Source organism: Pseudomonas sp. GW821-FHT04C07 (assembly GCF_059420325.1).
In genome coordinates this window covers 169,469-181,694 of record NZ_JBWKTM010000012.1, presented here as the reverse complement: position 1 = coordinate 181,694, position 12,226 = coordinate 169,469, and the positions used below count along the sequence as shown (strand labels likewise).

The 12,226-nt window shown below is 58.5% G+C and carries 12 protein-coding genes; all 12 read right to left on the bottom strand.

The features are described from left to right. Positions 1-56: 56 nt before the first annotated feature. The gene (locus AC07UI_RS21775; RefSeq protein ID WP_494994449.1) at positions 57-683 is read right to left on the bottom strand and encodes a class I SAM-dependent methyltransferase; all 627 of its coding nucleotides are present in this window, start codon (positions 681-683) and stop codon (positions 57-59) included. 172 nt (positions 684-855) lie between these two features. Beyond that, a complete protein-coding gene (locus AC07UI_RS21770) occupies positions 856-1,233 on the bottom strand; it encodes a DUF6124 family protein (RefSeq protein WP_494994448.1) in 378 nt (125 codons plus the stop codon). A 523-nt stretch (positions 1,234-1,756) separates the two neighbouring features. Next, positions 1,757-2,401 (bottom strand): methionine ABC transporter permease, encoded by a 645-nt coding sequence (locus AC07UI_RS21765; protein ID WP_494994447.1) that lies wholly within the window; start codon positions 2,399-2,401, stop codon positions 1,757-1,759. Beyond that, entirely contained in the window at positions 2,391-3,515 is a 1,125-nt protein-coding gene (locus AC07UI_RS21760; protein WP_494994446.1) for a methionine ABC transporter ATP-binding protein, read from the bottom strand. Before AC07UI_RS21760 ends, AC07UI_RS21765 begins: the two co-directional genes overlap by 11 nt. A 2-nt stretch (positions 3,516-3,517) precedes the next feature. Continuing rightward, positions 3,518-4,327, bottom strand: coding sequence for a MetQ/NlpA family ABC transporter substrate-binding protein (locus AC07UI_RS21755; RefSeq protein WP_494994445.1), 810 nt, complete (start codon positions 4,325-4,327; stop codon positions 3,518-3,520). A gap of 143 nt (positions 4,328-4,470) precedes the next feature. After that, the gene (locus tag AC07UI_RS21750) at positions 4,471-5,826 is read right to left on the bottom strand and encodes an LLM class flavin-dependent oxidoreductase (protein ID WP_494994444.1); all 1,356 of its coding nucleotides are present in this window, start codon (positions 5,824-5,826) and stop codon (positions 4,471-4,473) included. Continuing rightward, the gene (locus tag AC07UI_RS21745; RefSeq protein WP_494994443.1) at positions 5,826-7,019 is read right to left on the bottom strand and encodes an SfnB family sulfur acquisition oxidoreductase; all 1,194 of its coding nucleotides are present in this window, start codon (positions 7,017-7,019) and stop codon (positions 5,826-5,828) included. The genes AC07UI_RS21750 and AC07UI_RS21745 overlap by 1 nt, the downstream gene beginning before the upstream one ends. A 38-nt stretch (positions 7,020-7,057) precedes the next feature. Then, positions 7,058-8,299, bottom strand: coding sequence for an SfnB family sulfur acquisition oxidoreductase (locus AC07UI_RS21740; RefSeq protein ID WP_494994442.1), 1,242 nt, complete (start codon positions 8,297-8,299; stop codon positions 7,058-7,060). A gap of 262 nt (positions 8,300-8,561) precedes the next feature. Next, positions 8,562-9,326, bottom strand: a complete 765-nt coding sequence (locus AC07UI_RS21735) for a hypothetical protein (RefSeq protein ID WP_494994441.1) — start codon at positions 9,324-9,326, stop codon at positions 8,562-8,564. 629 nt (positions 9,327-9,955) lie between these two features. Further along, the gene (gene tcyN / locus AC07UI_RS21730; protein ID WP_494994440.1) at positions 9,956-10,708 is read right to left on the bottom strand and encodes an L-cystine ABC transporter ATP-binding protein TcyN; all 753 of its coding nucleotides are present in this window, start codon (positions 10,706-10,708) and stop codon (positions 9,956-9,958) included. A 4-nt stretch (positions 10,709-10,712) separates the two neighbouring features. Further along, complete coding sequence (gene tcyL, locus AC07UI_RS21725) at positions 10,713-11,402, bottom strand: cystine ABC transporter permease (protein WP_489073555.1); 690 nt, start codon at positions 11,400-11,402, stop codon at positions 10,713-10,715. Continuing rightward, on the bottom strand, positions 11,402-12,196 hold the full coding sequence (tcyJ, locus tag AC07UI_RS21720) for a cystine ABC transporter substrate-binding protein (protein ID WP_494994439.1): 795 nt from the start codon (positions 12,194-12,196) through the stop codon (positions 11,402-11,404). Before tcyJ ends, tcyL begins: the two co-directional genes overlap by 1 nt. Positions 12,197-12,226: the final 30 nt, after the last annotated feature.

Genomic DNA, 12,226 nt, shown 5'->3' with positions numbered 1-12,226 from the left:
TCCCACGCGCAGCAAAGGAATGCCGCCATGAAGGCTCTGCGTCCGATCCTGTCGAATCAGGCTTTGCGCCAGACACTCGCCAGCCACGGCTGTTGCTCGCGCGGTAGTCCCGCCGGCCGATAGTAATGCTCCAGCTCGACAAATCCTGCGTCATTCAACAACCTGCACCACGACTCCAGATCGTGATACGCGCCATAACGCGGGCCATTCCAGCCTTCCTGGTTTTCCCCGCGTGGGTTGGAGCTGAACAGCACGCCGCCGGGTTTCAACGTCGCGTGCAGTTGCTTCAGAATCCGAGGTAATTCCTGCCCGGGAATATGAAACAGCGCTGCGTTGGCAAAGATCCCGTCGAAACGCTCGACAGGCAGGTCGAGCTTGAGAAAGTCTTGCTGCCAGACCTCGCAACCGCTGTCTTCGCGAGCCATCTGCGCAAAACGTTCCGAGCCGTCGAGGCCGATAGCAATGTGACCCATACGCTTAAACGTTTGCAGATCGCGTCCCGGGCCACAACCGAAGTCGAGAATCGTGAACGGTGCTTCGCCCTGAATATGCCGCAACAGCGCGGCGATGTTCTGGCTGACGTCGTGGTCGCGAGTGCCTTCGCGGAAGCTCTCTGCTACCTCGTTGTAGTGGCCCAGAGTGGTGGAAGTAATCTGATCGAGGTCGGTCGGGGCGAGTTTCATGGACGTCCGCGCAGGCGAGGGTGAGTTCGCCAAATATACCTCATGGTTCAGTCGACCGCTGGCGCGGTCAATCGCGAGCAATCGAGCTTCGACCGGCTGCTCCTACAGGTGTACCCGATCACTTGTAGGAGCGAGCTTGCTCGCGATAGCGGCTGAACGGTCGCCGAAGATTTCAGATTGATGCGGCGTTACTGCGAGGTCCCAGGTGCTCGATGGACTGGTCGACCATGGCTTTAGCGATTTCGAGCAGATGCCACACGGCGAAGACCATGGCGCGTTCGGTGCCTTTGAGGTGATCCCCGCACTCGTAAGCCGTGACCGATGCACAGCGCAGCAAGTCGGCGGTGTAGAGCATCGAATCTTCGAAACTCACATCCTTGCTGACGTTGTAAAACCGCAGTTCGTCAGACGCGGATGGGTTGGCATCGGGCAGGTAGTAATCCAGGGCGCGATACAGCGCGGCACGGTCCTTGAGCAGGTCGCGGGTGAAGGCGTTGTCCATTGAAGGGGTGACGGGTGGAACGGGTGGGTCGGGGGTGATTTTGTCCATGGTGTAGCTCCTATATCGTTAATGGAGCTGCAACCCAACACTTGCACGCGAAAGGGTGGCAGCTGTGCGCAGGTGTGCAAGACCGAGGATATAGGACTCGGCAGACCCGAAGGTCTCCCACGCACAGCCACCATTGAACGATTCCACGGGCGAAAAAAATCGCCGCAAACGAAGAGTGGCTGATGCGCTATATCACTCGGACTTGCACGTCCGGTCACCGAATTGGCGATGACGGAGCGAAGGCTAGCCGCCCGATGTGATAGGCGCAAGGCCGCAGGATTTTCTAGGAAACGTCCTGCAAATGAAAGGGATTTGCCTTGCAGGCCATTGAAAACCACGAGTGCTGCGCACTCGATCGCGAGCAATCGAGCGTCGACCGGCTGCTCCTACAGGGACCGTGTTTGATCGTTCCCACGCTCCGCGTGGGAATGCAGCCCGTGACGCTCCGCGTCACAAGAGCGGACGCCGAGCGTCCATTCAGGCATTCCCACGCGGAGCGTGGGAACGATCCTGGTTGGTGAGTTCAGCGCTTGTTCAATCTGCGCGCCAGCCGATCTCCGCCCAGCTGAATCACCGCCACCAGAATCACCAACAGTACAATTACAGTGAGCATGATCTGGCTATCAAACCGCTGATATCCATACCGATAAGCAATATCGCCCAAGCCTCCTGCACCAATCGCTCCGGCCATGGCCGATGAGTTGATCATGGTCACCAGGGTGATGGTGAAACCGCCGATGATCCCTGGCAGCGCTTCCGGCAACAGCACGTGCCAGACAATGTGCCAGCGCCGGCAACCCATGGCCTGGGCGGCCTCGATCAGGCCGTGGTCGACTTCGCGCAAACTGACTTCGGCGATGCGCGCGAAGAACGGCGTGGCGGCGATGGTCAGCGGTACCACCGCCGCCCACACGCCATACGTGGTGCCAACGATCAGTCGGGTGAAGGGAATCAGCGCGACCATCAGAATCAAAAACGGAATCGAGCGGAACAGATTGACGAAGGCACCCAGCGCCCGATTCAGCATGGGCGCTTCATAGATTTCACCTTTGGAACTGGTGACCAGAATCACTGCCAGCGGAATACCCGCCAGCAGCGCGATCAGCGACGACACGCCGACCATCAGGAACGTGTCGATGACGCCTTGAAGTAAACGTTCAAACCACATAGCCCAGCACCTCGACCTGTTGTGCCCATTGCCTGGCACGCTGGCGCAACTCTGCCGCGCCGTGAGACGAGTTCGTCACCGCCAACAGCAGCTCGCCCAACGCGTGTCCTTGAATCCGCTCCACACCGCCCTGCAGCAGACGCACCCGGCCGCCGAGGGCGCTGAACAAGGCCGCCAGATCCGGTTCGTCAGCCGTGCTACCGGTGAATTGCAGGCGCAGCACTACGGCGGCTTGCGATGACTGCGGTTGCGCTTGCAGGCGGTTTTTCAGTTCATCCGGCAAGCCGTGTTGCAACGGCGCGAGCAAGGTTTTACTGACCTCGTGCTGCGGGTTGCCAAAGACTTCCCAGACCGGCCCTTGCTCGACAATTCGTCCGTGTTCGAGCACCACCACTCGATCACAGATATCGCGGATGACCGCCATTTCATGGGTGATCAGAATGATGGTCAGGCCGAGCCGGTGATTGATCTCGCGCAGCAGGCCGAGGATCGATTGAGTGGTCTGCGGGTCCAGCGCCGACGTGGCTTCGTCACAGAGCAGAATCGCCGGGTCATGGACCAGTGCCCGGGCGATCCCTACGCGCTGTTTTTGCCCACCGGAAAGCTGCGCCGGATAGGCTTTGTGCTTGTCGTGCAGGCCCACCAGTTCCAGCAATTCGCGGACTTTTTGCTCGCGTTGTTCCTTGGCTACGCCTGCGACCTTGAGTGGCAACTCGATGTTCTGCCAAACAGTCTTGGCCGACATCAGATTGAAGTGCTGAAAGATCATGCCGATGCGTCGCCTCAGCGCCACCAGACGGTCTTCATCGAACTCACCGATGTCCACCTGATCGATCAGCACCCGGCCCGAACTTGGCTGCTCCAGACGGTTGATGGTGCGGATCAGCGACGACTTGCCGGCACCGCTGCGGCCAATGATGCCGAACACTTCGCCGCGCTGGATGGCCAGATCGATGCCGTGCAAAGCGTTGACCGGGCCATGTTGGCCTTCGTAGGTTTTGCCCAGGCCGATAAAGCGCACGTGAGCACGGTTCAGCTCTGGGTGCAGCTCCGTTTTTTCCGCGCTGCGCGGTGGCGGGTCATCCTGTCTGCGTTGGGCGGTTGCTGTGCTCATGCTTAACCTTCCCAGCCGGCTTGGTAGAGCTTGCCGTGCGCTTTGTCCAAGGCCGCGCGCACGGCAGGCGAATGCTGGTAAATGTCGACGAACTTGATCAGCCGCGGATCGGTTTTGCTCTTGGGCTGGATCACGAACTGGATCACATATTCCTTGTGATCCAGGCCGTCAAACAGCAAGGCAGACTCGGCATTGAAGGTTTTCGCCAGGCGAATATAGGCCGGGTATCCCTGCACCAGATCGGCGTCGTCATAGGCACGCACCAGTTGCACGGCTTCGACCTGAAGGATTTTCAGTTTCTTCGGGTTGGCGATGATGTCGTCTTCGGTGGCCTTGTAGCCGACTCCGGGTTTGAGGGTGATTAGCCCGGCTTTGGCCAGCAGTTGCAAGCCGCGCCCGCTGTTGATCGGGTCGTTGGCAATGGCAACGCTGGCGCCTTGTGGCAGCTCGTCGAAGCTTTTGTATTTCTTCGAGTAGAGGCCGACGTTGTTGATGATCCCAGGGGCGAAGGGCACCAGGTCAAAGCCCGCGGCGGCTTTGGCGTTTTCCAGGAACGGGATGTGCTGGAAATAGTTCACATCAATATCGCCAGAGGCAAGGCTGACGTTGGGTGCGATCCAGTCGCTGAATTCCACCAGCTCGACTTTCAGGCCTTGCTTACCGGCCTCGAAGACGGCGGCTTCCAGTGGAATGGCGAACGCGGCGGTGGTGCCGACTTTTAGCGGCGCGTCGCTGGCAAAAGCCACCGAGCTGAAGAGTCCGAGGGCGAGGGCCAGTGCTTTGACTGGATGAGTGAGGACTTTGTTTTTCATGATGGGTTTCCAGTCAGTAATCAGTTTTTGAATTGGTTGATCGTTCCCACGCTCCGCGTGGGAATGCCTCACTGGACGCTCTGCGTCCGCTCTTTTGACGCAGAGCGTCACGGGCTGCATTCGCACGCCCAGCGTGGGAACGATCAGGCTTGTCGGTAGTAGGCACCGGTGTGTTGCACAGGCAAATGCGCCTTCCCGTGAAACAGCTTTTCTCGCAGGCTCCCGGTGTCATAGGCAGTCTTGTACGACCCCCTGCGCTGCAACTCGGGGATCACCAGTTCGATGAAGTCGACATAGCTTTCCGGGGTGACGATGCGGGTCAGGTTGAAGCCGTCCAGACCGGTTTCGGCGATCCAGGATTCGAGCTCGTCGGCGACCTGTTCTGGCGAGCCGACCAAGGTGATGTAGCGCCCGCCCAAGGCGTGTTGTTCAAGCAATTTGCGTCGGGTCCAGTCGTTGTTTTGCAGGGTCTTGGTGGCGGACTGGATGGCGTTGCTTTTCACGTACTGGATCGGTTCATCCAGCTCGTATTCGGCGAAGTCGATGCCCGTGGAACTGGCGAAATGCGCGACACCGGCCTCGGCACTGGCGTAGCTCAGGTATTCGGCCTGCTTGTTCCAGGCAAGCTCGCTGGTTTCGCCGACGATCACGTTCAACCCCATGAACACCTTGATGTCTTCCGGGTTGCGGCCGGCCCGGGCGGCACTGGCGCGGACCTTATCCACTTGCACCTTGGTCGACGCCTTGTTCTGCCCGCTGATAAACACGCATTCGGCATGCTGCCCGGCGAACTGCAAGCCGCGATCCGAGCTACCGGCCTGGAACAGCACCGGCGTGCGTTGCGGCGAAGGCTCGCAAAGATGGTAGCCCTCGACCTGATAGAACTCGCCGTGGTGCCGGACTTTGTGGACCTTTTCCGGCTGCGCATAGATTCGTTGCTGCGGGTCATTGAGCACCGCGTCGTTTTCCCAACTGCCTTCCCAGAGTTTGTAGAGCACTTGCAGGTATTCATCGGCCTGGTTGTAACGTTGGTCATGTTCGACCTGCTCGCTCAGGCCCATGGCCTTGGCGGCGCTGTCGAGGTAGCCGGTGACGATGTTCCAGCCGACCCGACCACGGCTCAAGTGATCGAGTGTCGACATGCGTCGGGCGAACAGATACGGCGGTTCACAGGTCAGGTTGGCGGTCAGGCCGAAGCCGAGGTTTTTCGTCACTGCGGCCATAGCCGAGACCAGCAGCAATGGGTCGTTGACCGGCAATTGGATCGACTCTTTGAGCGGCACGTTCGCCGAGTTTTGATACACGTCATAGACACCGACAATATCGGCAATGAACAACCCATCGAACAATCCGCGTTCCAGTAGTTGCGCCAGTTCGGTCCAGTATTCGATGGTTTTGTATTGGGTCGAATTGTCCCGCGGATGGGTCCACAGACCGTGGTTGATGTGCCCGATGCAATTCATGTTGAAGGCATTGAGCAGGATCTTCTTCTTGCTCATCAGATGGTCCCCCGCAGCGGCGGATTTTCATCGTTGAGGTAGTAATTACCGATGGCGTGGTATTTCCAGCGTACGGGGTCGTGCAGGGTGTGTACCCGCGCGTTGCGCCAGTGGCGGTCCAGGCCGTGCTCGGCCAGGGTTGCCTGGCTGCCGGCCAGTTCGAACAAGGTGCTGCCGGCTGCCAGGGAAATTTCGGTGCTGATGGCGCGGGCTTCGGCGATGGCAATGGATGCTGTGGCGACGGTTTGGGCGTTGGTTTCGGCTTGCGCCTTATCAAGTACTTCGCCGGCGCGCTCCAGCAGTGCCTCGGCGGCGTGCAGGCGAATGCTTAAGTGGCCGAAGCTCTTGAGGGTCAGTGGGTCTTCAGTGGCTTTGTCATTGCCCGAATCAATCCACGGCCGGGTTTTGGTTCGCACAAAGTGCAGCGCGTCTTCATAAGCGGCACGGGCGATGCCGGTGTCGATGGCCGCGTGGAGAATCTGTGCCAGCGGGCCGACTGGAGTCGGGCGCTCGAAGGCGCTCTGAAACGCGATCACATCCTCGGCCGCGACATACACGTTATCGAACACCACCGAGCCGCTGCCGGTGGTGCGTTGGCCGAAGCCGCTCCAGTCGTCGATCACGGTCAGGCCCTGGCTGTCGCGCGGCACAAAGGCCAGTTGCTGGACGCCGTTTTCATCCACCACGGAGGTCGGAATTCGCTGGGCGTAAATGGCGCCGGTGGCGTAAAACTTACGCCCATTAATGCGATAACCCTCGCCGTCGCGGTTCAGGCTGGTGACGCGGTCATGGGCGGTTTTAGTGCCCAGTTCTGCAAGCGCATTGCCAAAACGCTGGCCAGCCAGTACTTCGGCGTAGAGACGTTTTTGCTGCTCGGGACTGCCGTTTACCCGCAGCACTTCGAGGGCATAAAAATGGTTCTGCGGAATCTGCCCCAGAGACGCATCGGCTTGGGCGATCAAGGCAATGACCTTGGCCAGGGTGATATTGGATACGCCAGCACCGCCGTAGGCTTTCGGCACGCTGATACCCCACAGACCAGAGCGCGAAAACACCTCCAGTTCCGCAAGCGGCAGCCGGCGCTCGCGATCACGCCATACGCTGTCGCGTTTGAAGTCTTCGGCCAGGTCGCTGGCGACGATCAGGGCTTGTTCGTCGCTGGTTATGACCGCGACGTGTTGAGAAAGAGTCATGTGTTTCTCCAGAGATCTGCTCAATAGTGTTCTGGTCGTCAGATCCAGGAGTGCCGGGCCGGCAATGTTCCGTTCAAGTGATAGGCGCCGACGGCGTGATATTTCCAGCGCACCGGGTCGTGAAGGGTGTGTACGCGTGCGTTGCGCCAGTGGCGGTCCAGGTTGAATTCGGCGAGGGTCGCGCGGCTGCCGGCCAGTTCGAAAAGCTTTTCGCTGGCCAGCAGCGAAATTTCGGTGGTCAGCACTTTGGCTTCGGCCACGGCGATTGAGGCGCGGGCGGCGGACTCTGCGGTGACCGGCGCGGCGCGGACCTGATCCAGCACTTGCCCGGCTTTGCGCAGCAATGCTTCGGCGGCATGCAGTTCGATTTTCAGTTTGCCGATGTCGGCGATCACGTAGAGGTCATCACTGGCGCGCTCGACCTTGGCATCGATCCACGGCCGGGCACGTTCACGGACAAAACGAATGCTGTCGTCGATCGCCCCACGGGCAATGCCAGCATCGATGGCCGCCTGAATCAATTGCGACACGGCGCCCTGAATATTCGGGACTTCGGTCAACCGCCAGTTATCCACAACCAGCTCGGCTTCGACGGGGACGTTATTGAGCAGCACGGTGCCGCTGGCGGTGGTCCGCTGACCAAAGCCTGACCAGTCATCGACGACGCGCAGGCCCGGCGTGCCACGGCGGACAAATGCCATGACTTGCTTGCCTTCATCGTTCAGCGCTTTGACGGTAATCCAGTGGGCGAACAAGGCGCCGGTGGAGTAGAACTTCTGACCGCTGATGACGAAACCGTCACCTCCGGCGGTGATCCGCGCTTTGAGTTCAAGGGTGTTTTTGGTGCCGCGCTCAGGCCCTGCATTGCCGATTCGCCAGCCCTGGAGCACGCTTTGGAACAGCTGTTCTTTTTGCCGCTCGGTGGCGCTGTCCAATAGCACATTGAGAATGCCGAACTGGTTTTGCGGGATCTGTCCCAAGGCCGGGTCGGCCGCGGAAATGATTGCGAACACTTCAGCCAGGGTGACGAATGAAACCTGCGGGCCGCCGAACTCACGGGGAATGGAAATACTGCCCAGGCCGCTGCGGGTGAACTGCTCGATTTCCGACCACGGTAACTTGCGCTGCTGGTCGCGCCGCGAAGCTTGCAGGCGGGCGATGTCAGCGAGTTCATGGGCGGCTTTCAGCGCTTCGGCGTCGTTACGCAAGATCCGTGCGGGCAACAACAGCGGGGCGATGTCCAGATCACTCTGGAGGGATGCATCTGCCAAATTAGACATCAGTGCCGCTCCTTGGCTGCAAGCAATGCCCTGGCGATCTGCACTCGGGTGATTGTGTTCCTGACCATACCTACCTCACATCTCATGGAAATGCCGCGAAAACTGCGGCGAAATCAAAAACAAGAAGGTCCGGTGGTCCGGTTTATATACCCTAATCGCGTATAAAAAATTAATAAACTAACTTTTAGGAATATACATAGAAAGTCTATCATCAGCGCCCCGCCTCTGAAGCCGCAGCCTCAGAGCGGGCCGGGGTGTGAGCTCAGCGGCGTCTGGTTTCGGCGGCTTTAAGCACTGTCCTTACCGGCACTTTGCTGTATGGGTTAGTACAACCGATTTTCAATTTGCGGGCCGGCGCCCAGCGCGAGTTATTACCTACCCGGTCGAGAATGCAGTAGGTGATTTCCAGTTGATTGTCTTCCCCTGCCTCCAGAATGACTGCCGGTGGCACCCAGACGTTGATCGGTTTGCCGACCTCGTCGGCTTTGACCTTGGGCAGGTCCATGCGCACGTCACCCCAACGCAGGGTGATCTCATCCTCGGCGGCCATGTTCAGGTAAGGCTCGATGGTCAGGGGCACGCCACGTTTGATCTGGCTGGGGTTGACTCCCTGGCGGCGGATCGGCTTGGGGATGCCCAGCGGTTCAAGGCACTGGTTTTCCTCGCCACAGACCTGCGACGGCTGGCCGCCCGGGCAGTCGAGTTTGACCTGGACCCTGGTTGCCGCTGATAGCGCGGGACCGCGTCCTATCTGCATGACCCGATAATGAATCGACGCCGTTCCGCTGCGGATGAAGCTTTCCGGCACTCTCAGGCTGAGGGGTTCGCTGACGTCGGCTTGCGACAGTTGGCGAGACGCCACATAGCAGCCGTCCCAGAACAATTCGATGAGGTCGCCTTCGTCCATGCCCGCGTAGGGCTGTATATCGACCAGCAGATGAGCCGCGGCGATGACGCCTATGCCGTGTGTAAGATTGTGCGCCAGAGACGGAGCGCCAAGTTCTGGTTTTGCCGAGGTACGTGTCATGTCGTGCTCCTTGAAAGCGTGCTGCGAAATCCGTTTCGGGCAAGAACACAGCTTAAGTGTCAAACCTTTACCTGTATCACGCCACGCAAGTAACAAAGTGATAAGCCTATTAATTTTTAAGTTCAGAGCAGGTAATTGGCCCTGATATGTTTTTTTAGCTAAGGGGGCGGAAGAGTTTGTGTCAAGCCGATGGGTAAGCAAACTTATCGATCTGCACTTATTCAGAAAATCCCTACATGCAATTGGCATTTTAGTGCGTATTCCAAATGATTTTTACCCAGAAGGCTATGGTGTAAAGGCGTCGCAATGCCGGGCGATAAAGCCGGACAAACGGCAGTCATGATTGTTATGGTTTTTTGCTGAGTGTGTGTAGCCGGAGATGTGTTTGCGGGCAGCATACAATTATTAACGGTGCTGCCGAGCGGCCCATATGATTGGGGTGGGGGCGTTGTTGATTAATAAGAGTTCAGTAAGCGCTGCTTTCCTTTATGCGGCGCGACTGGGCACCTGGGGCTGAAGCAACCTAACTATCTGAAAATGAAGTGGCGAGGGAAGAGGGTAAAACTAAAAAACAAACGTGTTACAGCGAGATTCGCTCCATCCTTGGGGCGAGTTATTGGGTCCGATAATTAAATATCGACGGTCAGAAACTTGCTGAGAAACTGCCGGGTGCGTGCTTCTTTCGGATTGGCGAACAACGCTTTGGCTTCTCCTTGCTCGACGATCACACCTTTGTCGAAAAACACCACACGGTTGGCCACATCCCGGGCAAAGCTCATTTCGTGGGTGACGATCACCATGGTGCGTTTCTCTTCGGCCAGGCTACGGATGGTCGCCAGTACTTCGCCAACCAGTTCCGGGTCCAGGGCTGAGGTGGGCTCATCGAACAGGATCACCTCCGGCTCCATAGCCAGCGCCCGGGCAATCGCGACACGCTGTTGCTGCCCACCGGAAAGCCGGCGCGGGTAAGCGTCTTCCTTACCAGCCAGACCCACCTTGGCCAGCAACGAGCGGCCCAAAGCGATTGCTTTGTCCCTGGGCATTTTTTTAACCACCAGCGGGCCTTCGATAACGTTTTCCAGCGCCGTGCGATGGGGGAACAGGTTGAAGTTCTGGAACACGAAACCTACGTGCTGGCGCAACCTGCGCACCAGGCTCTGCTGCTGGTTCAACGGACGGCTGCCATCAATTTCGATATCGCCGACCTTGATCCGGCCACTGCTGGGTTCTTCGAGAAAGTTCAGGCAGCGCAGGAAGGTCGTTTTGCCCGACCCGCTGGGCCCGATAATTGCGACTACCTCACCCTCCTCGACCCGTAGGTCGATGCCGTTGAGGACCGTCTGACCTTTGAATTGCTTCGTCAGTTTTTCAACCACAATCATGCGTTCAAGACTCCTGGTCGTGCCGATTGACCCGCTCTTCCAGACGGTTCTGCAGGTGCGCGAGCAGGCTGGCCAGAATCCAGTAGATCAGTGCGGCGGCAAGATACATGGTGAAAATTTCGAAGGTTCGGGCGGTGATCAGCTGCGCCTGACGGAACAACTCCGGTACTTGAATGGTGGCTGCCAGTGCGGTGTCCTTGACCAGCGAAATAAAGCTGTTGCCCAGTGGCGGCAGAGCGGTGCGCGCCGCTTGCGGCAGGATCGCCCGACGCAAGGTTTGCGCACGCGTCATGCCGATACTGGCGGCAGCTTCCCACTGGCCGCGTTCGATCGAGCTGATCGCGGCACGAAGGATTTCGCAGGCATAGGCGGCCATGTTCAGCGAGAAGCCGATCAACGCGGCCGGCAGCGGGTCAAGTTCGATACCCAATTGCGGCAAGCCGTAATAGATCACGAACAATTGCACCAGCAGCGGTGTGCCGCGAAAGAAAGACACATAGACGCGGGCAATCCAGCTCACCAGCTTGAAGCGCGAAAGGCGCATCAAGGCCAGGCCGAACCCCAGTAACAGGCCGAAAAACATCCCGCCCAGACTGAGAAATACCGTGTAATACGCGCCCTTGATCAGAAAGGGCGCGGAGTCCAGCGCAAGCTGCAGCGCCGCCTGGAGCTGCGGGAAGTGCAGTGCTTCCATTATTGAGTGACGTCAGCGTTGAAGTATTTTTCCGAGATTTTTTTCAACGTGCCGTCTGCGCGCAGTTTCTCGATGGCTTTGTTGACGGCGGCCAGCAGTTCAGGCTCGCCTTTGCGCAACGCGATACCGGCTTCCTGACGGGAGAAGGGTTCGCCGGAGACTGCGGTGTCCTTGGCCTTGCCGACCAACTCAAGGGCTGCCAGACGGTCCACCAGAATGGCGTCGATGCGGCCTACGCGCAGGTCCTGGTACTTGGTCGGATCATCATCATAGGTTTTGATGATGGCTTGTGGAACGTTGTCCTTGAGCCATTGCTCGTAGTTGGTGCCAAGGCCCACACCGACCTTCTTGCCGGCCAGGTCAGCGGAGGTCTTGATAGTACCTTCGTTCTTTTTCAGGGTCAGGGCCTGAATCCCGGAGATGGTGTAGGGCGTGGAGAAGTCGTACTTTTTCTTGCGCTCTTCGGAGATGGTCACCTGGTTGATCACGGCGTCCAGACGCTTGGATTCCAGCGCTGCGAGGATGCCGTCCCATTTGGTCGGCTGCAGTTTGACCTTCACGCCCAGCTCTTTGGCCAGCGCCTCGGAGAACTCTACTTCGAAGCCGGCCAGCTTGCCGTTTTCATCGACGAAGCTGAACGGAGGATAGGTGCCTTCAAGGCCGACGTTGATCACGCCGGCATCCTTGATTTTTTGCAGTTGCTCACCGGCAACCGCTTGCCCCAACAGACCGGCACCCAGTGCCAGGCCCAGCGAGCCGATAAGCAGACTTCGACGTAGTGCGGAAAAATTCATGACAAGCCCCTATGTTTTCTTATGAAGATG